General features: G+C 70.5%; 24 protein-coding genes and 1 pseudogene. 10 read left to right on the forward strand and 15 right to left on the reverse strand.

The window, feature by feature from the left end:
• Positions 1-143: 143 nt before the first annotated feature.
• From ABT304_RS29070 to ABT304_RS29110, 9 genes and pseudogenes are all read right to left on the reverse strand, one after another.
• The gene (locus ABT304_RS29070; RefSeq protein ID WP_350720682.1) at positions 144-623 is read right to left on the reverse strand and encodes a nucleoside deaminase; all 480 of its coding nucleotides are present in this window, start codon (positions 621-623) and stop codon (positions 144-146) included.
• 62 nt (positions 624-685) lie between these two features.
• A complete protein-coding gene (locus tag ABT304_RS29075) occupies positions 686-1,519 on the reverse strand; it encodes a MurR/RpiR family transcriptional regulator (protein ID WP_350720684.1) in 834 nt (277 codons plus the stop codon).
• Between the two features lie 5 nt (positions 1,520-1,524).
• Positions 1,525-2,400, reverse strand: coding sequence for a factor-independent urate hydroxylase (pucL, locus tag ABT304_RS29080; protein ID WP_350720686.1), 876 nt, complete (start codon positions 2,398-2,400; stop codon positions 1,525-1,527).
• Positions 2,400-2,714, reverse strand: a complete 315-nt coding sequence (gene uraH, locus ABT304_RS29085) for a hydroxyisourate hydrolase (RefSeq protein ID WP_350720688.1) — start codon at positions 2,712-2,714, stop codon at positions 2,400-2,402. The genes pucL and uraH overlap by 1 nt, the downstream gene beginning before the upstream one ends.
• Complete coding sequence (uraD, locus tag ABT304_RS29090; protein ID WP_350720763.1) at positions 2,711-3,205, reverse strand: 2-oxo-4-hydroxy-4-carboxy-5-ureidoimidazoline decarboxylase; 495 nt, start codon at positions 3,203-3,205, stop codon at positions 2,711-2,713. Before uraD ends, uraH begins: the two co-directional genes overlap by 4 nt.
• Positions 3,206-3,280: 75 nt before the next feature.
• The gene (locus tag ABT304_RS29095) at positions 3,281-4,819 is read right to left on the reverse strand and encodes an AtzH-like domain-containing protein (protein ID WP_350720690.1); all 1,539 of its coding nucleotides are present in this window, start codon (positions 4,817-4,819) and stop codon (positions 3,281-3,283) included.
• Complete coding sequence (locus ABT304_RS29100; RefSeq protein WP_350720765.1) at positions 4,816-5,301, reverse strand: acetamidase/formamidase family protein; 486 nt, start codon at positions 5,299-5,301, stop codon at positions 4,816-4,818. Before ABT304_RS29100 ends, ABT304_RS29095 begins: the two co-directional genes overlap by 4 nt.
• A gap of 70 nt (positions 5,302-5,371) precedes the next feature.
• A pseudogene (locus tag ABT304_RS29105) lies at positions 5,372-5,872 on the reverse strand (acetamidase/formamidase family protein); the annotation flags it as partial.
• Between the two features lie 58 nt (positions 5,873-5,930).
• A complete protein-coding gene (locus ABT304_RS29110) occupies positions 5,931-6,308 on the reverse strand; it encodes a YidH family protein (RefSeq protein WP_350720692.1) in 378 nt (125 codons plus the stop codon).
• A gap of 45 nt (positions 6,309-6,353) precedes the next feature.
• On the opposite strand from ABT304_RS29110, the gene ABT304_RS29115 reads away from it, so the two are divergent.
• On the forward strand, positions 6,354-7,181 hold the full coding sequence (locus ABT304_RS29115; RefSeq protein WP_350720694.1) for a thioesterase family protein: 828 nt from the start codon (positions 6,354-6,356) through the stop codon (positions 7,179-7,181).
• 33 nt (positions 7,182-7,214) lie between these two features.
• On the opposite strand, the gene ABT304_RS29120 is transcribed toward ABT304_RS29115, so the two are convergent.
• Positions 7,215-8,846 carry a M15 family metallopeptidase gene (locus ABT304_RS29120; protein WP_350720696.1) on the reverse strand — a complete coding sequence of 544 codons (1,632 nt, stop codon included), beginning with the start codon at positions 8,844-8,846 and terminating at the stop codon, positions 7,215-7,217.
• A gap of 112 nt (positions 8,847-8,958) precedes the next feature.
• On the opposite strand from ABT304_RS29120, the gene ABT304_RS29125 reads away from it, so the two are divergent.
• The 4 genes from ABT304_RS29125 (at position 8,959) to ABT304_RS29140 (ending at position 13,269) form a co-directional block, all read left to right on the forward strand.
• Positions 8,959-9,669 (forward strand): (deoxy)nucleoside triphosphate pyrophosphohydrolase, encoded by a 711-nt coding sequence (locus ABT304_RS29125; protein WP_350720697.1) that lies wholly within the window; start codon positions 8,959-8,961, stop codon positions 9,667-9,669.
• On the forward strand, positions 9,666-10,577 hold the full coding sequence (mshB, locus tag ABT304_RS29130) for an N-acetyl-1-D-myo-inositol-2-amino-2-deoxy-alpha-D-glucopyranoside deacetylase (protein ID WP_350720698.1): 912 nt from the start codon (positions 9,666-9,668) through the stop codon (positions 10,575-10,577). Before ABT304_RS29125 ends, mshB begins: the two co-directional genes overlap by 4 nt.
• Complete coding sequence (locus ABT304_RS29135) at positions 10,574-10,930, forward strand: hypothetical protein (protein WP_350720700.1); 357 nt, start codon at positions 10,574-10,576, stop codon at positions 10,928-10,930. Before mshB ends, ABT304_RS29135 begins: the two co-directional genes overlap by 4 nt.
• 62 nt (positions 10,931-10,992) lie before the next feature.
• On the forward strand, positions 10,993-13,269 hold the full coding sequence (locus ABT304_RS29140) for a VanW family protein (protein ID WP_350720702.1): 2,277 nt from the start codon (positions 10,993-10,995) through the stop codon (positions 13,267-13,269).
• 77 nt (positions 13,270-13,346) lie between these two features.
• Here ABT304_RS29140 and aspS read toward each other — a convergent pair whose 3' ends face one another.
• Positions 13,347-14,636, reverse strand: a complete 1,290-nt coding sequence (aspS, locus tag ABT304_RS29145) for an aspartate--tRNA(Asn) ligase (protein ID WP_350720704.1) — start codon at positions 14,634-14,636, stop codon at positions 13,347-13,349.
• 242 nt (positions 14,637-14,878) lie between these two features.
• Between aspS and ABT304_RS29150 the strand changes: the two genes are divergently transcribed.
• Positions 14,879-15,709: an esterase/lipase family protein gene (locus tag ABT304_RS29150; protein ID WP_350720706.1), complete on the forward strand. Its 831-nt coding sequence runs from the start codon at positions 14,879-14,881 to the stop codon at positions 15,707-15,709.
• A gap of 33 nt (positions 15,710-15,742) precedes the next feature.
• Here ABT304_RS29150 and ABT304_RS29155 read toward each other — a convergent pair whose 3' ends face one another.
• Together ABT304_RS29155 and ABT304_RS29160 are read right to left on the reverse strand one after the other, a co-directional pair.
• Positions 15,743-16,144, reverse strand: a complete 402-nt coding sequence (locus ABT304_RS29155) for a type II toxin-antitoxin system VapC family toxin (RefSeq protein ID WP_350720708.1) — start codon at positions 16,142-16,144, stop codon at positions 15,743-15,745.
• Positions 16,131-16,382 carry a type II toxin-antitoxin system Phd/YefM family antitoxin gene (locus ABT304_RS29160; protein ID WP_350720710.1) on the reverse strand — a complete coding sequence of 84 codons (252 nt, stop codon included), beginning with the start codon at positions 16,380-16,382 and terminating at the stop codon, positions 16,131-16,133. The genes ABT304_RS29155 and ABT304_RS29160 overlap by 14 nt, the downstream gene beginning before the upstream one ends.
• 66 nt (positions 16,383-16,448) lie before the next feature.
• Here ABT304_RS29160 and ABT304_RS29165 point away from each other — a divergent pair, with 66 nt between their 5' ends.
• Entirely contained in the window at positions 16,449-16,838 is a 390-nt protein-coding gene (locus ABT304_RS29165; RefSeq protein ID WP_350720712.1) for a VOC family protein, read from the forward strand.
• Between the two features lie 4 nt (positions 16,839-16,842).
• Here ABT304_RS29165 and ABT304_RS29170 read toward each other — a convergent pair whose 3' ends face one another.
• Positions 16,843-17,733, reverse strand: coding sequence for a GNAT family N-acetyltransferase (locus ABT304_RS29170; RefSeq protein ID WP_350720714.1), 891 nt, complete (start codon positions 17,731-17,733; stop codon positions 16,843-16,845).
• A 79-nt stretch (positions 17,734-17,812) separates the two neighbouring features.
• Here ABT304_RS29170 and fdxA point away from each other — a divergent pair, with 79 nt between their 5' ends.
• The 3 genes from fdxA to ABT304_RS29185 are packed head-to-tail and all read left to right on the forward strand — an operon-like array spanning position 17,813 to position 20,311.
• Positions 17,813-18,136 carry a ferredoxin gene (gene fdxA / locus ABT304_RS29175; protein ID WP_008358813.1) on the forward strand — a complete coding sequence of 108 codons (324 nt, stop codon included), beginning with the start codon at positions 17,813-17,815 and terminating at the stop codon, positions 18,134-18,136.
• Entirely contained in the window at positions 18,136-19,242 is a 1,107-nt protein-coding gene (gene dapC, locus ABT304_RS29180; protein WP_350720716.1) for a succinyldiaminopimelate transaminase, read from the forward strand. Before fdxA ends, dapC begins: the two co-directional genes overlap by 1 nt.
• 37 nt (positions 19,243-19,279) lie before the next feature.
• A complete protein-coding gene (locus ABT304_RS29185; protein ID WP_350720718.1) occupies positions 19,280-20,311 on the forward strand; it encodes a VldE C-terminal domain-containing protein in 1,032 nt (343 codons plus the stop codon).
• A gap of 122 nt (positions 20,312-20,433) precedes the next feature.
• Here ABT304_RS29185 and ABT304_RS29190 read toward each other — a convergent pair whose 3' ends face one another.
• Entirely contained in the window at positions 20,434-21,282 is an 849-nt protein-coding gene (locus tag ABT304_RS29190) for a hypothetical protein (protein ID WP_160024787.1), read from the reverse strand.
• Positions 21,283-21,305: the final 23 nt, after the last annotated feature.

Raw genomic sequence — 21,305 nt, forward strand, 5'->3', positions numbered from 1 at the left:
CCGGGGCGCCGGCCGGGCGGCGGGGTTGGGGTTGCCCCCCCCCCTCCCCCGGCGCCGCCCCGCCCGCCCCGCTCCCCCCCCCCCCGGGCGGCCGAGTGGGCGATCCGATGCCCACTCGGCCGACGGGAGTGACGTCTCGACGGTCAGTAGTCGGTGCGGTCCTGCTTCGCGAGCCAGGCGTCGAACGGGTCGTACGCCTGCGGGATCCGCAGCTCGTCGACGCGGGTCGGCCAGTCGTGGTGCTCGTTGGCGCGGCCGGTTCCGAACAGGTCGTAGAAGGCGCGGTCGTCGAACCCGCCCTTGGCGGCGTCGTCACGGTCGGCGGCGTAGACGACGCGGTCCAGGCGCGCCCACAGTGCGGTCGCCAGGCACATCGGGCAGGGCTCGCACGAGGTGTAGAGCGTGCAGCCGGTTAGCGAGAAGCTGTCGGCCTCCTTGCAGGCGGCACGGATCGCGACGATCTCGGCATGGGCGCTCGGGTCCAGGTCGCGGGTGACCCGGTTCTGGCCCGTGCCCAGCAGGATGCCGTCGCGCAGGATGATGGCGCCGAACGGGCCGCCGCCGTTGTTCACGTTGCGCACGGCCAGCGCTACGGCCTGCTCCAGCCACATGGTGTCCGTCATGCCCAGTCCCCCTCGCACAGGCCCGAGGATCGATGTTCCTACTGTCATTCTGCTCCTCGACATCACTCGACCTCGTGGAGCCGGTCGTAGGTGGCGCTGATGGTCGAGACGCGGTCGCGTCCGGCCCGCCCCCGCTCATGGAGTACGCCGTCGGCGAGCACGCTCGCCAGCGACATCGGCGCGGCCAGGGAGTCGAAGGCGAGAGCGCCCTGGACCGGGCACTCCAGCGCGATGTCGGCACGGACGAGGTGGACCGTTCCGGTCGGGTCGGCGATCACGATCACGGTGCTTCCGGAGGCCGCGGCGGCGTCGACGAACTCGCCGAAGCCCGGCGGCCGGCGCCGCAGCCCGACCGCGACCACCACCGATCCTTCGCCGAGCTCGGCCAGCTCCTCGCCGATGACCTGCCCGGGAGCGGGCGCGAGCGTCACCCGCTCGCGGGTCTGGGTGAGCTGCTGGCGCAGATGGAGCGCGACCGGGTAGGAGTTGCGCCAGCCCGCGACCATCACGTCGCTCGCCTTGGCGATGGCCACGATCGCCTCGGCGATGCCGGCCTGCTCCACGACCCGCGTGATCGCGGCTGCCTCACCCTCGGCGTGGGCGCTCAGGTCCGGAGCGCCCTCGACCCGTCGCGGCTCGCCGGCCGTACGCAGCCCCCGCAGGTGGTCGCGTACCTCGTCGAAGCCGTCGAATCCCAGCGAGCGGAAGAGTCGGCTCATCGTCGCCTTGGACACCTCCGCGAGCGAGGCCAGCTCGGCCGCGCGGTAGGTCGCCAGGTCGTCGAGATGCTCCAGCAGCGTGTCGGCCGCCTTGCGCTCCTGGGGCGAGAGCGTCTGGTAGTTCGCGGCGATTCGCCGGTCGATCCGCTGGTCCGCCCGAGTCGTGCTCACGGTCATGCCGATCACGCGAAGCCCGGCACCGAGGCCCAGGCGTCCGGCTCGGTCGATCCGTCGCGCTGCAGCGTCGCCTCGATGAGCCCGTAGGGCCGGTCGGCGGCGAAGAAGACCTCGTTCTGGTTGTCGAGGTCGAAGGGGGAGAGGTCGACGAGGAAGTGGTGCTTGTTGGGGCAGGAGATCTTGAACTCCGCGATCCCCTCGAAGGCCTCCATCACGGCCCTGCCCATCTCGTAGATGGTCTGCTGCAGCGCGAGCGAGTGCACCTCGGCGAAGGTGTCGAGCATGATCGCGCGGATCCGGTCGTAGGCCTCGTTCCAGTCCTCCGGATGCGTCTCCCAGCGCCACCAGGCCGTGACCGAGGTCGCCAGGATCCGGTCGGTAGTCTCGGCGAGGGTGGTGTAGTGGTCGCGCGGGAAGCCGTGGAACTCCGAACCGGTCGACTTGAGCACCACCAGGTCGGTCAGGCCCGACAGAACGAACTCTCGTTCGCCGTAGCTGTTGACCACCGCCGTACGTGTCTCCTGACCGCGCCGGGCGAACGAGAACTCGTTGGCCGGGATGCGGTCCCAGGAGTAGGACTCCGCCTTCATCACCGACCCGGTCACCCACGGCTGATCGGCCCAGTAGGCGGTGAGGTCGAGCAGGAACGCCTCCGGCGAGGTGATGCCGAGCTCCTTGGCCTTCGCGTAGACCACGTTCTTCTGGGTGTCGGTGGCGTGCACGTGCACGTTGTCACCCTCGGTGAAGGCCGTCGCGAAGTCACCCCTGAGCTGGGTGGACACGTTCAGGTCGTGGATCGTGTGCCGTGCGCCCTCCCGGTCGACCTTGACCAGGCGTACCTCCGCCTTGCCGTGCTGGTTGGGGCCAAGAGTGATCGACATCAGCTTCCTCGATAGGTCGTGTAGGAGAACGGGCTGAGCAGGAGGGCGACATGGTGGTGCTCGCCGGCGGTGACGGTGAACCCGATGGTCACCTCGGGAAAGAAGGTCTCGCGATCCTGCTCGGCGAACCACGGCCCGGTCTCGAAGGTCAGGATGTGCGGCCCGGGCGGCACTTCGCCATCGAACCGCACCCGCCCGTCGGCGTCGGTGGTCGCGGTGCGCGCGCTGTCGTCGGGAAGGGTGAGGTAGAGCGCGAGCCCGGCGGCCGGCCGGCCGAGGGCGGCGTCGAGGACGTGCGTGGAGACGGTGGTCATGCCACCAAGCCTCGCAGCCGGAGCAGCGCGATCTCGGCGAGCTGGCCCTTGGTCACCGCGATTTCGGTAGCCGGGTCGTTCTCCAGCCGCTCCTCGAGCAGCGCGAGCATCTCCTCGGCGCTGCGTCCGGCCGCGCGCACCAGGTAGATCCGCCCGAACCGCTCCTCATAGGCCGCGTTCCCCGCCCTAAGCCGCGCCTGCACCTCGGCGTCGGCGGGGTCGACCCCGGCCTGCTCACGGGCGGAGAGCGCCGCGCTCGCCCCGTCTCCGGAGTGCCGTTCCCCGATCCTTGGGTGGTCGGCCAGGGCGCCCTCGACCTCCTCGTCGGTCCAGGCCGCGGCCAGCTGCCTCGCGGCGGCGAGCAGGTCCGGGATGTCCGTATAGGGCCGTCCCGCGACCAGCCCGGCCGCCCACGAGGGGATCGCGACGCAGGGTGCGACGACGCTCTCCGCCTCGTCGGCGGGCAGGGCGTGGAACTCGGCGAGCGTCATGGTCACCAGGGCAGCCTATGAAACGAGCGTTTCGGCGTCCGCAACGCAGGTTGCCTTTGTGTAACGCCCCGGCGGCTACCCCGCGAAGCTCTGGGCCAGGGCGAGAAGGTCGCGGTCGCGGCCGGGTGCCGCGACCAGACAGAGCCCTGCCGGGAGGTTGGTGGAGGTGCGTACCGGAATCGAGACGGCGGGGAGGCCGGCGATCCCGGCGACGCAGGTGAGGCGCATGGTGTCGTCGCGCACCCCGGCGGCGTCGGCCGCCGTCGGTGCCACCGACGAGGCGCTCGGGTAGGCGAGGATGCGGTCGCCGACGACGTCGAGGATCTCCGTACGCGCCTGCGCGAGCACGGTGCGCGCCTCGGCGGCCTGCTCCCGGGTCACCGACCGGGCCATCTCGAACCGCCCGCGCACCGCCTCACCGAGCGTGTCGAGCCGGGTCTCGAGCCAGGCCCCGTGGGCCTGCCACGCCTGGTAGGCCTGCCCGGTGACGAAGGCCTGGCGCCACTCGTCCAGTCTCGCCGCCTCCCAGTCCAGCGGCTTGGCCTCGGGCAGCGCCTGGTTCACCGCGGTGGCGACGTCCTCGGCGGCGAGCCCGACCAGCGACGGCACCAGGTGGACCTCGTCCACCGAGACGGATGACGACGCCGGAGCCTCCGGCAGCAGCACGTCACCGACTGCCTGCAGCAGGAACGCCGAACGCGTCATCCACCCGACGGTGTCGAAGGCCTTGGCGAGCGGAAGCAGGCCTTCGCGCGAGACGGCCCCGTGCGACGTACGGATCCCGTAGAGGCCCTGATAGGCGGACGGGACCCGGATCGAGCCGCCGGTGTCGGTGCCGAGCCCGATCGAGGCCTGGCCGAGCGCGACCGCGGTTGCCGACCCCGATGACGAGCCGCCGGGGATACGCCCGGGAGCCTTCGGGTTCGGCGGCGCCCCGTAGTGGGCGTTGAGCCCCGACAGCGAGTAGGCGAACTCCTCGGTGCGCGCGATTCCGCGCACCGACGCCCCGGCATCGAGCAGCGCGGCGACGGCGGCGGCATGCGACGGCGCCGTCGGCGCCTGCTCCAGCCAGGCCGGGCTCCCGGCGCCGACCGCGAACCCGGCGACCGCGTAGAGGTCCTTGACCGCGACGGTCTCTCCCGAGAGCGCGCCGTCGGCGGTGTGCGAGGAGACCAGCGGGTCCCCGACGACCCGCCAGATCCGGGTGTCGAAGGCCGGCGCGGGCGTCGAGACATGGGCCGCGGTGACCTGCCAGCCGCCGTACTCGATCCGCACCGGGTCCCGGGCCCACAGCTGCGTCTGGAGCCCACGTCCGCCGCGGTCGAGCTCCGTGACGGCCACGATCAGCGCGTGGTCGTCGTCGATCACCTGCACATGGGTCTGCACGATGCGCCGCTTCGGCGCGCCGCCGCGCGACCCGCGAAAGGCGGAGATCTGCTCGTGCCCGACGAGCAGCCCGGCGGCATCGCCTCGCAGGGTGGTCGGTGAGTCGGCGAAGAGCGCGTCCAGAGCGGCGACGTCGTCGGACATCAGCGCGCTCTCGTACGCCCGGAAGGCCTGCAGCAGCCCGTGCGGGACCGGTTTGAGCTGGGCGCCGGCATGTCGAGGGGTCATAGGGCGAAGTCTGCCTTGCGGATCGTGGCGTGTACGCCTTTGACGACGTCGACGACCTGGGAGATTCGGAAGTCGGTGGCCGCCGAGAGATAGGCGTACGCAGCCTCCGGCTCCATCCCGAAACGTGCGCTGAGCAGGGCGATCGCGGCACGGACGCAGTTCTGCGTGGCCACGTCGAGGGACTCGTCGAGTCCGGTGGGAATCAGAAACTCAGAGGTCTCCGCCAGCGGCCCGGCGAGCTCACCGAACCGCGTCGCGGCCTCCTCGCGAGCGACCAGGTCGAAGCGGAGCGTCGCCCGGAGCGACGCCTCCAAGGCCGTCAGCGAGACCTCGCCGTCGCCCTGCGCGAAGTGCGGGTCGCCGACGTAGGCCAGCGCCCCGGCGACCTGGACGGGCAGGTAGAGGGTCGGCCCCGGCCGTGAGCAGCCGGATGTCGATGTTGCCGCCGTGCGACCCCGGCGGAACCGAGTGCGGCCGCTCAGACCCCGGCACGGCGACCCCCATGATCCCGAGGAACGGGTCGAGGGCGAACGACGCCGGCCCGATCACCCCACGTCCGTCGACGACGGGCGTGAAGACGCTGTGCACCGGCGAGTCGCCTCGCGGGAACTCCTCCGGCAGCGCGCCGCGCCCGTGCCGGTTCGAGACGACGCCGTAAGGCACTCGCGGCAGCGTCTCCAGCACCGTGATCGCGAGCAGGTCGCCCACCTCGGCACCCTCGACCTCTATCGGCCGCGAGACCACGTGCGGCCCGTCGACTCCGAAGGTCCGCTCGTAGCCCGACGCCGCGAGAGCGACCGCGTCGGAGAGGACCTCCGAGACGCCGTGGGCCGAGAAGAACCGCTCCGGGTCCCGCCCCTGGTCCTCGAGGATGCCCTCGTGGGAGATCGTGTCGACGGTCACCGAGGTTCCCGGCGCGACGCTCAGCACGGGGGAGTCCGTCGCGCACGGCAGCCGTCCCCACAGCACGTTGTCGACCTCGGCCGGGAGGTAGGTCGAGGAGCTGATCGGTCCGGTTCCCGGCTGCAGTGCCGTCACGGTGGGGGCAGTCATGGTCGAAACCGTATGGAACGGATGTTTCACGCTCGTGACGAGCGGATCGGCCGGGGACTCAGAAGACGAGCGCGACGCCGAGGAGCACCGCGATGAGCAGCAGCGCCCCGGCGAGGATGAACCCGGTGGAGAAGGCCGGCAGCGGGCGCCGTTCCCGCATCGCGCGCTCGACCCGTGCCCAACGGACCATCGCGAGGACCGTGCACAGGATCGCGGTGAGCACCAGCAGGGCGACCACCCCGATGCGTACGCCCTCCGAAGTGGGGATCTGGAACGAGTGCAGCGCGACCGCGCCGGCGAGCAGGCCGAGAACGGTGCGTGCCCAGGCCAGGAAGGTGCGCTCGTTGGCCAGCGTGAACCGCGGGTCCGGCTCAGAGCCGTGGTGGTAGACCCAGTGCGGGTGCCGCGGGTCCTCCTTCGATGGCGTCTCGGTCATGACCCCATCGTCCACCACATCGGGTCCCGATCTAGATTATTACCCATGGGTAATAGGGAACCGGCCGAGTTCGACCGCGACATCGCGGTCCGTCGGGTCGATCAGAAGACGTACGCGGCCGACCTCGCGCCGGGCTGGGTGGTCGGCGGCGGGGTCAACGGCGGCTACCTGCTCGCCGTGATCGCCAACGCGCTGCGGGCTCACCTGCCGAACCACCCGGACCCGATCGTGCTGAGCGCCTTCTACGCCGGCGCGAGCACCCCGGGGCCGGCGGAGGTCCGCGTCGAGACCAAGCGCGACAAGGGCTCGCTGGCCATCGCGACCGCTGAGCTGTGGCAGGGCGAAGAGCTGCGGATCACCACCACGGCGACGTACGCGGACCTCGACGGCCTCCACGCCAAGAGCAGCGGCTTCGAGCGGGTCACCGCGACCGAGCCGGAGCTGCCGCCGCTCGATGAGTGCCTCTCCTCGACCACGGCGCCCGAGGAGATGAAGAAGTTCGTGCCGATGCTGGACCGCTACGAGCTCTGCGTGCCGAAGGAGCAGTTCGTCTGGGGCGGCGCGGCGCCGACCGGCGAGGCGGTCTTCACCGGCTGGTTCCGACACCACGACCGCGAGCCCGACCCGCTCTCGCTGCTGCAGGTGCTCGACGCGCTCCCGCCGGTCACCTTCGGGCTCGAGCTGCCGGGTTGGGCGCCGACGCTCGAGCTCACCTGCCACATCCGGCACAAGCCGGCACCGGGCTGGCTCAAGGTCACCCACTTCTCCCGCAACCTCTCGGGCGGGATGTTCGAGGAGGACTGCGAGGTCTGGGACTCCGAGGGCAAGCTGGTCGCGCAGGCGCGTCAGCTGGCTCGGCTGCCGCGCGCCTGACGGGTCAGATCCGCCGACTCGGCGCCACGATGTTCACATCGGGGCGCAGCGGTCCTTCCCGCCGTACGCGTCCCAGTGCCAGGCCTCGGCCGAGTACTGCTTCAGCCCGAAGTCCAGAGCGTTCTTGTTCAGGAACCGCCACACCGCGCTGGCCGGCTCCGAGGCCCGCGTCGCGCAGGTCTTGCCGCCGGTCGCGCTGGGCTGCTCGAAGTCGATGGCGATGCCGAGCTGGTGGGAGGAGTGGCCGGGCTGCGCGGTGAGGGTGTAGTCGCCGGACGGACAGCCGCCGGTGGCGTCGTCCTGGCACAGCGCCTTCTGCTTCTTCATCGTCCGGAACGAGCTGCCCGCGACCAGGTCGACGCCCTGCTTCGAAGCCCTCTTGACCAGCGCTGCCGCGGCTCCGGAGATGCGGGCGTTGACGACGGTCAGGCCGTCGGCGCCGTCGATGTAGTAGGGGTCGCCCTTGGTGCTCTCGGTGCCCGTGTTGGGCAGCCCCTCGACCGCGCAGAGCCGCACCGGGATCAGCCTGCCCTCGTCATACCCCTCGCCCTCGCCGATGTCCTTCGTCCCCGGCGCGCACACCAGCGCGGTCGAGTCGGCGCGTACGTTGCCGACCGGCCTCGTCGGTGCCGCGACCTCGAGGAGCTTGCCCTCTGCAGCGCCGGCGGCGCGCTGCTCGGAGGCCCTGACGGCCAGCTTGGCGAGATGACCGGTGACCCCGCCGGTGTTCGCGTCGGCATCGGTCTGACCGGCGTCCGGGGCCGTCTTCGGGACGTCCTCGGGGCAGGCCGTGATCGTCTCGCTCAGCGGCTTCTGGGTCCCGGATGCGAGGGTGATGTTCGCGCACACGACCGTGGTGTGGTCGCGCTTGGCGTAGGTGTCCTGCCAGGTCCGGTAGCCCGCCACCGAGAAGCTGTTGCCTGCCTCGTCCGCCTGCAGCGTACGCAGCCTCAGGCCGTCGCCGTAGGCGCCCGGCTGCTCCAGCCAGGTGCCGATGTCCGCGGCGGTGACCTCCCAGCCGACGCTGCGCAGCGACGCCACGGCCACCGACAGGTCGCTGCCGACGCCGTTCAGGCCATCGGTCGTGGTCTGCTCCCACTTCTGCCTCTGGTCGTAGAAGTCGTACGCCCCGTAGCCGCCCACCCCGACCAGCGCGAGCAGCAGCAGACCCACGACCACCTTCGGCCACCGCCGCTTCTTCGGCGGCTCTGGCCCGAACCGGCCGGGCCCGAAACCCTGCGGGTACGCCGGTGGAGGCTGGTGTCCGTAGGGCTGCTCGGCGTAGGGCTGGTCTTGGTAGGGCTGATCCGGGTAGGGCTGCTCCGGATACGGCTGATCCGGGTAGGGCTGCTGGTTCGGATACGCCTGCTGATCCGGGTAGGGCTGCTGGCCGTAGGGCGGCTGCTCAGACGGATAGGGCTGCTGTGCCGGCGGATAGGGCTGCTGCTGACCCGGGTACGGCCGCTGCTCGGGGTAGCGCTGCCCGCCCGGGTAGGGCTGGTGCTGCCCCGGATGAGGCCGTTGCTGACCTGGGTGCGGCTGCTGCGGCCGTCCCGGCGGCGCCTGTGGTCGCTGGGGCTGCCGCGGGCCGGGGAAGGGCTGCTGCCCCCGGTAGGGCGGGCGAGGCTCGCCGGGGCGCCGCGGGGGCCACTGCTGATCGCTCATGATCGGGCCCCGGACGGGGGCAGGCAGGCGATGAGCAGAAGACGGCGAGGCACGGCGTTGGAGCGTACCCAAGAGACACCACTTTCCGGGTGTCTAGGGAACAATCTCACACGTGAACAGCCCCAAGACCGTAGTGGCCGCGGCGATCCTCAGCGCCGACGGCAAGCAGGTGCTGGCCGCGAGGCGTACGTCTCCGCCCGAGGCCGCCGGACGCTGGGAGCTCCCCGGCGGCAAGGTCGAGGAGGGGGAGACGCCGGAGGCGGCCCTCGTCCGGGAGATCGGCGAGGAGCTCGGCTGCCTGATCGAGGTGCTCGACTGGATGCAGGGCGAGGCGCCCATCGGTGAGGAGGCCCGCCTGATCGCGGCCACCGCGCGGGTGGTCGCGGGGGAGCCGAGGCCGCGCGAGCACGACCGGGTCCTCTGGCTGGCGGCCGAGGACCTCGACTCGGTCGACTGGCTCGAGCCGGACCGTCCGTTCCTCGATGCGCTCCGCCACGTACTCGGAGTGCCCAAAGGGCCCACGCTGCGCGGCATCTTCTTCGAGGAGGAGGACGCCCGTTCGGCCGCCTCGACGCTGGAGCGCGAGGGCTGGACGGCCCGGGTCACCCGGGAGCGCTACCAGGGCGAGGACGACGACGAGGACCACCCCTGGTCGGTGGAGACCGACGCCCCGGAGATGGTTCTGGAGCTGCTGGTGGACCAGTACGACGGCTGGCTCGACATCCCCGAGGACGCACCGGACGACTCGATCGCCCCCGAACCCGTCGAGCTCCCCGACAACCCCAAGCGGATAAAGCGCCCCGACCTAGGATCGAGTTCGTGACTTCACAGAAGAGCCTGCTGCTCGTGCACGCCCACCCCGACGACGAGACGATCACGACGGGGGCGACGATGGCGAAGTATCTCGCCGAGGGCGCCCGCGTGACCCTGGTGACCTGCACGGCAGGGGAGATGGGCGAGATCCTGGTGCCCGAGCTGGCCCACCTCGCCGCGGACCGGGACGACGCCCTGGGCGATCACCGCCGGGGCGAGATCGAGGACGCGATGGCGGCCCTGAAGGCGCCCGACGGCAGCCAGGTCGACCACCGCTGGCTGGGCGGATTCGGCAACTACCGTGACTCCGGGATGACCTGGAGCGACGACCGCACCCATGCGCTCCCCGACCCCGACGCCCGCGAGAACGCCTTCTGGTACGCCGACCTCAACGAGGCCGCCGACCACCTCGTCGCGATCATCCGCGAGGTGCGACCGCAGGTGCTGGTCACCTACGACGAGTTCGGCAACTACGGCCACCCCGACCACATCCAGGCCCACCGGGTCGCGACGTACGCCGCCCATCTCGCCGCCGTGCCGACCTACAAGAAGGAGCTCGGCGAGGCTCACGAGATCGACCGGATCTTCTGGACCGCGATCGCGGAGAGCTGGATCCGCGAGGGTCTGCGGGCGGCCCGCGCGGCCGGCAACGAGGACGCGCTCGGCGGGATGGACCCCGAGGGTCCGCTGCCGATGGCCACTCCCGACGTCGACATCGCCGCCGCGATCGACGGCACCGCCTTCGCCGACCAGAAGGTCGCCGCGATGCGCGCCTACCCCACCCAGATGGACATGGAGGAGGGGATCTTCGCGATGACCAACAGCCTCGGTACGACCGCGTGGTCCCACGAGCACTTCCGGATCGCCAAGGGAGACGTCGAAGGGACCACCCTGACCGACCTCTTCGCCGGGTTGTGAGGCCGCTCGGCGGTGGCCTGGCTCGTGGTGGGGCCGGTCTTCTCCTCGGTCTCGTCGTCGGGGTCGCGGCGGTCGCGGTCCACCCCTGGTGGTGGGGCCTGCTGCTCGCGTTGGCCGCGTCCTCGGCGACGCTGCTCGTGCTGCCGCGCGGGGCCTCGAGGATCGCGTACGCCGTGGCCTGGGCGATCGTGGTCGCGCTGGCCGCGACGCCGAGGCCGACGGGCGGGTATGCCGTCGCGGGCGACGTGGCGGGATACCTGATGATCTTCTGGGCCGTGCTGATGGTCGTGGTGGCCGCCGCGACCGTGTCGAGGACCGCTTCCCGGGCCGATCAGGACCTCGCCGCGAAGTGACGAACGTCCCAAGATGGGCTACGGGTTCGGCCTAGGGGGGTATAGGTCCTAGGCTCTCCCGCATGTCCCATGAGCCCGAGGCCTCCAAGGCCCCCGAGCCCGCGAAGCAAACTGACGCGGCCGGGTCCAACGCCAGCCAAGCTGGCGCGGACGATGCTGCCATCGAGACGATCATGATCCCTCAGATCGAGATCGATGCTCGTGTTGCCGAGTCGACGGGTGCTGCGCCGGTCCCGACCGATGCCGATGAGGATCCCGCCGAGGAGACCCTGCTGCGCAGCACGATGCTGCGCTCGGAGCTGCCGAAGCGCGCGCCGCTGCCGGAGGACGAGAACTTCCTCTTCGTCTCGAAGAACCGGAAGTTCGCCCCGGAGCCGGACGCGGCCGACGCCGCACCCGACCTGGCTGACGACGCGGCGACCGAGATCGCCTTCGACCGCCAGGTCCAGGACGTCCCCGACTTCGATGACGAGCCTCTCGAGGCGACCGTCATGGGGGTCGGGCCGTTCGTCGTGGACGAGCCGGCGCCCGCCGAGCCTGCTCCTTTCGAGACGGCCTTCGAGCAGCCCGACTACGCCCAGCCGGTCGCGGCCGAGAGCAAGCCGCTCGGCACCGGCACCAAGGTCGCCGTCGCGGTCGCGGGCGGCGTCGCCATCCTGGCCTTCGCCGGGTGGGCTGCCGCGTACGCCGTGGCCGGGGAGAAGATCCCCGAGGGCACCACGGTCGCGGGCGTGGACATCGGCGGCATGACGGCCGACGAGGCGACGCCGCTGCTGGACCAGAAGTTCGCCCCGGCCCACAGCCAGCCGATCAACGTGACCGCCGGCGACAGCACGACCGAGGTCAACCCGGCCGACGCGGGCCTGAGCTTCGACGCCGAGGCGACGATCGAGAAGGCCGACGCCGTACGCAGCTGGAGCCCGGTGAAGCTGTGGAAGCACTTCACCGGCGGTGGCGAGATCGAGCCCGTCATCAAGGCCGACGACAAGCTGATCGCCAAGGTCGCGGCCAAGGTGAACAAGCGCGCCGGCACCCCCTTCAAGGACGGCGACGTCGTCATCAAGAAGGGCAAGATCAAGACCACCCAGCCGGTCGCCGGCGAGGGCGTCAGCGACGAGGCGCTCCGGACCGCGCTCGCCGGTCAGCTCCTCGTCGAGGGTGACCGCAAGGCCGACGTACCTCTCGCGGAGCTCACCCCCGACGTCGACGAGGCCGACGTCCAGGAGGCGGTCGACAAGGTCGCCACGCCGGCGGTCTCCGGCCCGATCACGCTGAAGTTCGAGAAGACCCCGGTGGAGCTGTCCCCGAAGGAGTTCGGCGACGCGATCCGGTTCGACCCCAAGGACGGCGAGCTGCAGGCCTCCGTGGCGCCCAGCAAGCTCAAGAAGGTGCTCAAGAAGGCCCTCGCCGACGACGCCGCGAAGCCGGTGGACGCGACCATCAAGATGGTCAACGGCGCTCCGAAGGTCATCCCCGCCAAGCCGGGTGTCACCTTCAACCAGAAGGACCTGGAGGCGGTCTTCCTCGACGTCGTCACCGCGCCCCAGGGCGAGCGCACCGTCGAGGTGAAGTCGAAGGTCGCCAAGCCCAAGGTCACCACCGAGGAGGCCAAGTCCTGGGGAGTGAAGGAGAAGGTCTCCACCTTCACCACCAACTTCCCCTACGCCGAATACCGCAACGTCAACATCGGCCGCGCCGCCGAGCTGGTCAACGGCACCGTGCTCGCTCCGGGCGACACCTTCTCCCTCAACGGCATCGTCGGGGAACGTACGGCCGCCAACGGCTTCACCAAGGGCTGGATGATCCAGAACGGGATCTTCCGCGAGGACTACGGCGGCGGTGTCTCGCAGATGGCGACGACCACGTTCAACGCGATGTTCTTCGCCGGTCTCCAAGATGTCGAGCACAAGGCGCACTCGCTCTACATCGACCGCTACCCGATCGGCCGTGAGGCGACCGTCGCCTGGCCCTCGCTGGACCTGAAGTTCAAGAACAACACCAAGTACGGCGTCCTGATCCGCTCCTGGGTCAACCCCGCCAGCGCCAGCGGCCAGGGCTCGGTGACCGTCGAGATGTGGTCCACCAAGATCTACGACATCAAGGCCCGCACCGGCGAGCGCTACGACTTCAAGTCGCCGGGCAAGCAGAAGATCACCGACGGCAACTGCGAGAACACCGTCGGCGCCCCGGGCTTCTCGATCAACGTCTGGCGCGACTTCTACAACGCCGGATCGGGCGCGAAGGTCGACACCGAGACCTTCAAGACCACCTACATCCCGCAGGACGAGGTCGAGTGCACCGACGAGTCGGAGAAGCCGCCGCCCGCCGACCCCAACTAGCGTTCAGCGAGAGCTGAGTCGGCGCAAACGGACCGGAGCGAAGCGAGGACCGTATTGCGCCGACTCGGCGCGAGCTGTCAGGGCGTCAGGCGGTGCAGGTCACGGGGGAACAGGGTGACCTCGCGGATGTTGGCGGCCCGGACGAGCCGAGCGACCCATCGTTCGAGGCCGAGCGCAAAGCCGCCGTGGGGCGGCATCCCATGGGCGAAGGCCTGCAGATACGACGCGTACGCCGCCGGGTCCTCGCCGCGCGCCCGGATCGCCTGCTCGTAGTCGGTGAGCCGGTGCAGGCGCTGCCCGCCGGTGACCAGCTCCAGGCCCCGGAAGAGCAGGTCGAAGCTGTTGGTCCAGCGCTCGTCACCGGGCTGCGGGTGGGTGTAGAACGGCCGCTTCCCGATCGGGTAGCCCTCCACGGCCAAGAAGTCCGAGGCGTACGTCTCCCGAGCCCACGCCCCGAGCGCGCGCTCGTGCTCGGGAGCGAGGTCAAGCTCGTCCTCGGCCGCCCCGACCAGCTTCAGCGCGTCGGTGAAGTGGATGACCGGGATCTCCTCCGGCACCACGGGAAGCGCTGCGCCCAGCCGTTCGACCGCGTCTGAGGCGTACGCCGTGATCCCTTCGACCATGCCCGCCACCACCGTGCGAAGGACGGCGAGCACGTCGCGGTGGTTGCGGATGAATCCGAGCTCGACGTCGAGGCTGACGTACTCGGCCAGGTGTCGCACCGTGTCGTGCGGCTCTGCCCGGAAGACCGGCCCGACCTCGTAGACCCGTTCGAAGACGCCCACCAGCTGCTGCTTGTAGAACTGGGGCGACTGGGCGAGGTAGGCGGACCGCCCGAAGTAGTCGATCTCGAAGACGTTCGCTCCCGACTCGGTCACCGACTCCACGATCTTGGGGGAGTGGACCTCGGTGAAGCCGGCGGCGTCGAGGGTCTGCCGGAAGCCGCGAAGGGACGCCGCGGCGAGCTCCCATCGGGCCCGGACCGCGGGATGACGCCAGGTCACCGGCGCGTGGTCGAGCAGGGTCGGCAGACCGGCCGCGAGCTCGGGTCGCCAGAGCTCGACCGGTGGGGTGATCGCAGGGTCGGAGAGAGAGGTGACCACCGGCGAGGTGACCTCGATCCCTCCCGGCGCCTGCGGGTTGGCGGTGGCGATGCCGATCACCTCGACCGGCGTCTCCTCGGGTGGTGTCTGCTGCCCGTCAGCCGGCTTGATCACCACTTGGGCAAGGCCGCTGTGGTCACGCAGCACGAGGAACGTCACGGCAGCGAGCTCGCGTCGTCGGTGCACGTGTCCGCAGAGCCGAACGGTGGTGCCTGGTGTGGCCGCGGTGAGACGGGCGGCGAGCGTACGGTCTATCGGTTTCATCATTCCTCCAGGTGGCGAGGCCCTGGAGGTGTGGGCGGGGGCTAGGTCGCGGTGCCACCACACCTTCGCTGATGTCTCATCAGCCTCTCGTCGATACGCCGTACGCGCGGGTGCCGCCGTGCCGCGGGGCAGAGGGTCGTCACTCCTCGGCGGTGCCACTGACGATCGTAGATCTCGCCACAGGCCGTCCGCCAACGCGTTTTCTGGCCGTGACGCGGATCACAGCTGTTCGTTGAGCGGTCATGCGCCCGTTCCTGCTGAGTCTTCTCGCTGCTGTCGCGCTCGTTCTTTTCCCGGCCCCGCCTGCCGCTGCTGCGGGGTCGAGCCCGACCGCGATCCCGCTGCCGGGGTCGCCCTATGGCGACCCTGCCGGGTCCAATGACTGGGCGTGCGCGCCGTCGGCAGCGCGCCCGACGCCGGTGATCCTGGTTCACGGCACCTTCGGCGACCGCCGCTCGCTGCTGGACCCGATCTCGCTGGCCATGAAGCGGGCGGGGTTCTGCGTCTACTCGTTCGACTACGGCAACCGCGCGACCGGCGACATCCGGGACTCGGCCGCTCACCTGGGTGAGTTCATCGAGCGCGTACGCGAGGTCACCGACGCCGACAAGGTGTCCCTCGTCGGCCACTCCCAGGGCGGGATGATGCCGCGCTACTACATCAAGAACCTCGGTGGCGCCGCCTACGTCGAAGATCTCGTCGGCCTCGCCCCGTCCAACCACGGCACGACTGTCGTCATGGACGGGACCGCGATCGGAGCCACCGGTCTGTGCCAGTCGTGTGCCCAGCAGGCGGCCGGCTCGCCGTTCCTCGTCGACCTGAACGCCGGCGACGAGACCCCGGGCGACATCTCCTACACCCAGATCGTCACCGCCACCGACGAGGTGGTCGTGCCTCACACCTCCGGCTTCCTCGCCGAGGGCCCGAACACCACCAACGTACGCATCCAGGACGCCTGCGCCCTCGACCTCTCCGACCACCTGCTCATCCCGATGAGCACCTCCGCCATCGCCCTCACCCTCGACGCCCTCACCCGCGAAGGCCCCGCAACCCCGGGCCTGAAGACCTGCTGACCGTCGCCGGGAGAGGGATCCCCGACGACGTGGTCACCAGACGGTGTGAATGGAGTCGTACGCCTGCAGCCTGCTGTCCTTGGTCACCAGGGGAAGGTTCTCGAGCATGCTCTGAGCTGCGAGCATTCGGTCGAACGGATCGCGGTGGTCCCAGTCGAGCTCACCGGCGAGGCGTGAGTGGTTGAAGTCCATCGGCAGCCGCTCCAGGACATGAAGGCGTGTGCGGTCCTCGAAGGTGGCGGCCAGGGTGCCTCCGCCGGGGAGCTTGCTGAGCCGAGCCTTGGTGGAGATCTCCCAGAGGCTCGCCGCCGAGACGAAGACCTCGGTGTCGATGTCGATGACGGCCTCGTAGGCAGTGGTGCTGAGCCGGTCGGGGTCGCTCACCAGCCAGATGTACGCGTGGGTGTCGAGGAGGACCCGCTCATAGGTCTTCATCGAGCGAGCCCTCCCAGGCGGCGATCTCGTCGTCGGGGAGTGGGTCGAAGAACTCGTCGGGCACGCTCACGCGCAGGCCGCCGAGAATCCGTCGGGTCGGCCTTTCGATCGGCACCAGGCGGGCGATGGCACGGTCGCCTCGGGCGATGACGACCTGGCCGCCCGCCTCGACCTCGGTGAGCAGGCTCGACAAGTGTGTCTTCGCCTCCTGCACCTTCACCACATGTGCTGCATCCATACATCCACGGTAGGTTGGTCAACCAGGTTGGTCAACCCGCCGTCGTGACCCACTGAGGAGGACAGGATGCATCTGGATCTGGTGACATTCGTCGTGCCCGACTACGACGAGGCGGTGGACTTCTTCCGCGACGTCCTCGGCTTCGAAGTGACCGAGGACGCCCCTGCGACGACGAATGACGGCCGCCCGAAGCGATGGGTGGTCGTCCGCCCGCCCGGCGGCGGCAGCGGGTTCCTGCTCGCTCGGGCCGACGGACCCATGCAGGCCGCGAGGATCGGTGACCAGACCGGCAGCCGGGTCACGTTCTTCCTGCGTGTGGACGACTTCGGCGTGGCGTACGAAAAGCTGGTCGCCGCCGGGATCGAGCTCGTCGGGCCGGTGCGCGAGGAGTCCTACGGCACCCTCCAGGTCTTCAGGGACCCCTTCGGGAACCTGTGGGACCTGTTGTCGGGATGACGCGCTACGGAGTGGGCGAGGCGTAGTAGCGGCAGCGGTGGTGCTCGGTGAAGCCGAGGCCTTCGTAGAGGGCGAGGCCGGGGGCGTTGGTGGTCTCGACGTGCAGCCAGGCGGCGCGGGCGCCGCGTTCGGCGCCCCATTCGAGCAGGGTGGCGAGGGCTTTGCCGGCGAGGCCCTGGCGGCGGTGTGCCTCGGCGACCTCGAGGTCGTGGATGGCCAGCCAGTCGCGTTCCATCGTGCCCATGATCCGGGCGGTGTCGCCGAGGGTGATCAGCACCTGGGCGCCGCTCTCGCCCACGGTCTCGACGTGGGCGTCCTCGACGGGTGGCGGCAGCAGTCGCCGGGTGGCGGCGAGCCCGGCGAGCTGGAACTCGACGGTCACGTCCTCGACCCAGCCGCGCGCGAGCACGGCCTCCTCGGCCGCGGAGCCGACCTCGATCTTCACCCTCGGTCGCTTGTGGCGGGCCCGGTAGAAGCTCTCGACACGATCGATCGCCGACTCCAGGTCGACACCGGGATCGCCGATGGCCAGCGCCGAGTTGGGGCGTCGGCGGACCGAGACCTCGTGGTCGAAGAGCACCCACTCGCCCAACGCCTCCGAGGTGGTGCCGGGGAAGATCGCGGCGCTGAGCAGCTCGGCCTCGCGCACCCCGATCCGCAGGCGTACGTTCGGCCGCGGTGGCACCGGTTTGCCGGAGACGATCTCGGCGACGGGCACGCTCACCTGCTCCCCGGACTCGCGCTCGATGACCGCGATGCCGTCTGCCCAGGACGTACAGACCCCGAGGATGTCGGTGAAGGCAGGGCCGCCGGTGGGGCCGGTCTCGCCGGGCACGAGGCGACGGATGACGATCCGCTTGCCGACGACATGTGGTCCCAGGAGATGAGCAGGCACGTGGGGATACTAGGCTGTTCCCTGAAGGGCCAGTCGTGCCCCTCTGACTTTCGTGATACCCCGCTTGGAGGAGCCCCGAATGACGTACGTCATCGCCCAGCCCTGTGTTGACGTGAAGGACAAGGCTTGCGTCGACGAATGTCCGGTGGACTGCATCTACGAAGGCAAGCGGATGCTCTACATCCACCCCGACGAGTGTGTCGACTGCGGCGCCTGCGAGCCGGTGTGCCCGCCCGAGGCGATCTTCTACGAGGACGACACCCCGGAGGAGTGGAAGGAGTACTACGACGCCAACGTCAAGTTCTTCGACGACCTCGGTTCGCCCGGTGGCGCTGCCCGCATGGGTGAGATCGACAAGGACCACCCGTTCGTCGCCGCGCTGCCCCCGCAGAACCAGGACTGATGCCGGCCTCGATCCCGGTCTCGCAGCGGCTGCCTGACTTCCCCTGGGACAAGCTCGCTCCGTTCAAGGAGAAGGCGTCCGCGCACGCTGACGGGCTGGTAGACCTCTCGATCGGGACTCCGGTCGACCCGACTCCCGTCGTGGTGCAGAAGGCCCTTGCTGCTGCTGCGGACTCGCCGGGCTACCCGACCACGATCGGCACACCCGCGGTGCGTCAGGCCGCGATCGACTGGCTCGCCCGCAACCACGGCGTCGACGGCCTCGGGCTGGACAACGTGCTGCCGGTGATCGGCTCCAAAGAGCTGATCGGCTCGCTGCCGCTGCACCTCGGCGTCGGCCAGGGTGACCTGATCGCCTACCCGGAGCTCGCCTACCCGACCTACGAGGTCTCCGCGGCTCTCGTCGGCGCCGACACCGTCGCCACCGACTCGCTGGTCGCGCTGGGCCCGAAGGCGCCGAAGATCCTGTGGATCAACTCGCCCTCCAACCCGAGCGGCCGGGTGCTCCCGGTCGAGCACCTGCGCAAGACGGTCGAGTGGGCGCGCGAGCGCGGCACGCTGCTGATCTCCGACGAGTGCTACATCGAGTGCGCCTGGGACGTCGAACCGATCTCGGTGCTGCACCCCGACGTCTGCGGTGGCTCCTACGAGGGCATCCTCGCCGTCCACTCGCTCTCCAAGCGCTCCAACCTCGCGGGCTACCGTGAGGCCTTCGTCGCCGGTGACGCCTCGGTCCTCGGCGAGCTCCTCGCGGTCCGCAAGAACCTCGGCCTGATGATGCCGGGCCCGCAGCAGGCCGCCATGGTGACCGCGCTCGGCGACGACCAGCACGCCAAGGAGCAGCACGCCCGCTATGCCGCCCGGCGCACCAAGCTCAAGGCGGCGCTGGAGTCGGCCGGCTTCCGCATCGACCACTCCGAGGCTTCCCTCTACCTCTGGTCGACGCGTGACGAGGACTGCTGGGCCACTGTCGAGTGGCTCGCCGAGCGCGGCATCCTCGCCGCTCCCGGCGTCTTCTACGGCCGCGCCGGCAGCCAGCACGTACGCATCGCCTTCACCGCCACCGACGAGCGCGTCGACGCGGCCGTCGCCCGCCTCTCGGCGTAGCCGGGCGGGGTTTGCCCCATACGTGAAGATTGGTGGAGTGAGCGCACAGCCGGGGACCCCGACGGGCCCGCCGACCATCCCGCCCCCGGGTCCGCGCCCTCCCGCGCCGGGCCCTCACGGGCCGAGACTCCCCGAGCCGGCGCGCGAGGCGCTGCGGAAGTCGGCGCGGGAAGCCCGCAAGCAGCTGCGGCCGGTACGCAAGCACCTCATCGTCCTCGGCGTCGTGATCGCCGTCGCCCTGGTCTTCGCGGGCCTGCGGCTCCTCGGTGTCGGGGTCGGCGGCATCCCGGTCCTCGCCCGCGAGGCCTGCACCGTGACCTCCGAGGGCGAGACCTACGACCTCTCCTCCGAGCAGGCCGAACGTGCTTCGGCGATCGCCGCCCAGGCCGTACGCCGCGGCCTCCCCGCCCGCGCGGCCTCCGTCGTACTGGCGGTCGAGCTCGCCGACCACTCGCTCGAGCGGGATCCGGCGAAGGCGGCCGGCCTCTACGACCGGCTCTCCGGGGTCGTCGACTATCGCCAACAGTCAGTCCCGGGCGTCGCCCAGCAGATCAGCGACGGCTCGCGCGACGGCTACCGCGACGCCGAACCCGAGGCACGGGCACTGGCCTCGGCACTGACCGGCAACACGCCTGAGGCGTTCTCCTGCGTGGTCAAGGGCGGTGCCGAGGAGGTCCCGGACAGGCTCAGCGGAGCCGGTCTCACCTCGCGCGCGGAGGCGCTGCGCGAGGACGTACGCAATGTCTACGGAGGCCTCCCCGAAGGCGGCTTCCAGCCCGGCGGCGTGACGACCGGCCACATGGTCGGCTCGGCCCACTACGAGGGCCGCGCGGTCGACTACTTCTTCCGGCCCATCAACGCCCCCAACAACATCAGGGGCTGGTCCCTGGCGCAGTACCTCGTCGCCAACGCCGACCGCCTCGACATCGAGACCGTCATCTACGACGACCGCATCTGGACCAAGTTCCGCTCCGGCGCCGGCTGGCGCGACTACGAGGTCCCGCCCCGTGGCGGCGACCAGGCCATCCTCGAGCACCGCGACCACGTCCACGTCGACATCGCCGACTGACGCCGAGGCGTCACGTGCGTCGGCCGAGAGGTCGCTCGCGTCGGACGAGTGGGCACTCAGCTGCCATCTCGGCCGACCGGGGTGACGCCTCGACCGACGGGGGTGACGCCTCGGCGGGTGGGTCAGGCGAGGGTGACGACGATCTGGTCGCTGGTGACCTTGGGGGTGTCGGCCCACTCCTCGTCCTTGCCGGCGGACCAGGTGCGGCCGTCGTAGGCGATGGAGGTGGCGCCGAACTCGCTGGCCCGGGCGAGTACGTAGTGGGCGACGGCCCAGCCGTTGCGCTGGCCGGTCTCGCCGGCGTCGACGGGGATGACCACCGTGCTGCCGTCGACCCTGGCGCGGCCGACCATCTGGCCGAGCAGCTGGTTGACCTCGGTCTTGGTCGCCTGGGGCTTTCCGGAGCCGGCCTCGGGCTCGTCGATCCGGCAGGTCAGCGCGGCGGGGGAGTAGCCGCTGATCGCGGAGGCGATCGCGCGGCCCTCGCCCTCGTGGTCGGCGTACGCCTCGGGGTAGGCCGAGCGCTGCACCTCCTGCGCAGCCTCCGTGACCACCATGTCCTCGTAGCCCTCGATCTTCACCAGCGCGTCGTAGAACTTGTTGGTGGCGTAGACGGGGTCCTGGACCTGCTCCTCGGTGCCCCAGCCCATCGACGGGCGCTGCTGGAAGAGACCGAGCGAGTCCCGGTCACCGTGGCTGATGTTGTAGAGCTTCGACTCCTGGATCGCGGTCGCGATCGCGATCGTGGCCGCCCGCGCGGGCAGGCCGCGCTTGAGCCCAAGCGCGGTGATCACGGCGGCGTTGCCCATCTGCTCGGGGTCGAAGCGCGCCTCGTACTCGCCCGCGACCGCCGTGCACTGCTGCAGGTCGGGCAGGATCGAGTCCAGCTTGTCCGTCGCGGCCTGGACGACCCAGTAGATGCCGCCGGCGATCACGCTGAGCACCACCACGGCGGTGAGAAGCTTCTTCAAATCGGCACTCTGCTCTTCGGTGA

This window comes from Nocardioides sp. NPDC000445 (assembly GCF_040300245.1).
GTDB lineage: Bacteria > Actinomycetota > Actinomycetes > Propionibacteriales > Nocardioidaceae > Nocardioides.

Bases quoted from the DNA above. Each gene is read 5' to 3' on its own strand.
- ABT304_RS29140 (WP_350720702.1), top strand. From the start codon at position 10,993: ATGTCCCATGAGCCCGAGGCCTCCAAGGCCCCCGAGCCCGCGAAGCAA.
- ABT304_RS29120 (WP_350720696.1), bottom strand. From the start codon at position 8,846: ATGAGCGATCAGCAGTGGCCCCCGCGGCGCCCCGGCGAGCCTCGCCCG.
- ABT304_RS29095 (WP_350720690.1), bottom strand. From the start codon at position 4,819: ATGACCCCTCGACATGCCGGCGCCCAGCTCAAACCGGTCCCGCACGGG.
- fdxA (WP_008358813.1), top strand. From the start codon at position 17,813: ATGACGTACGTCATCGCCCAGCCCTGTGTTGACGTGAAGGACAAGGCT.
- pucL (WP_350720686.1), bottom strand. From the start codon at position 2,400: ATGTCGATCACTCTTGGCCCCAACCAGCACGGCAAGGCGGAGGTACGC.
- ABT304_RS29155 (WP_350720708.1), bottom strand. From the start codon at position 16,144: ATGAAGACCTATGAGCGGGTCCTCCTCGACACCCACGCGTACATCTGG.
- ABT304_RS29075 (WP_350720684.1), bottom strand. From the start codon at position 1,519: ATGACCGTGAGCACGACTCGGGCGGACCAGCGGATCGACCGGCGAATC.
- ABT304_RS29160 (WP_350720710.1), bottom strand. From the start codon at position 16,382: ATGGATGCAGCACATGTGGTGAAGGTGCAGGAGGCGAAGACACACTTG.
- dapC (WP_350720716.1), top strand. From the start codon at position 18,136: ATGCCGGCCTCGATCCCGGTCTCGCAGCGGCTGCCTGACTTCCCCTGG.
- ABT304_RS29110 (WP_350720692.1), bottom strand. From the start codon at position 6,308: ATGACCGAGACGCCATCGAAGGAGGACCCGCGGCACCCGCACTGGGTC.
- uraH (WP_350720688.1), bottom strand. From the start codon at position 2,714: ATGACCACCGTCTCCACGCACGTCCTCGACGCCGCCCTCGGCCGGCCG.
- aspS (WP_350720704.1), bottom strand. From the start codon at position 14,636: ATGAAACCGATAGACCGTACGCTCGCCGCCCGTCTCACCGCGGCCACA.
- ABT304_RS29070 (WP_350720682.1), bottom strand. From the start codon at position 623: ATGACGGACACCATGTGGCTGGAGCAGGCCGTAGCGCTGGCCGTGCGC.
- ABT304_RS29165 (WP_350720712.1), top strand. From the start codon at position 16,449: ATGCATCTGGATCTGGTGACATTCGTCGTGCCCGACTACGACGAGGCG.
- ABT304_RS29150 (WP_350720706.1), top strand. From the start codon at position 14,879: ATGCGCCCGTTCCTGCTGAGTCTTCTCGCTGCTGTCGCGCTCGTTCTT.
- ABT304_RS29115 (WP_350720694.1), top strand. From the start codon at position 6,354: ATGGGTAATAGGGAACCGGCCGAGTTCGACCGCGACATCGCGGTCCGT.
- uraD (WP_350720763.1), bottom strand. From the start codon at position 3,205: ATGACGCTCGCCGAGTTCCACGCCCTGCCCGCCGACGAGGCGGAGAGC.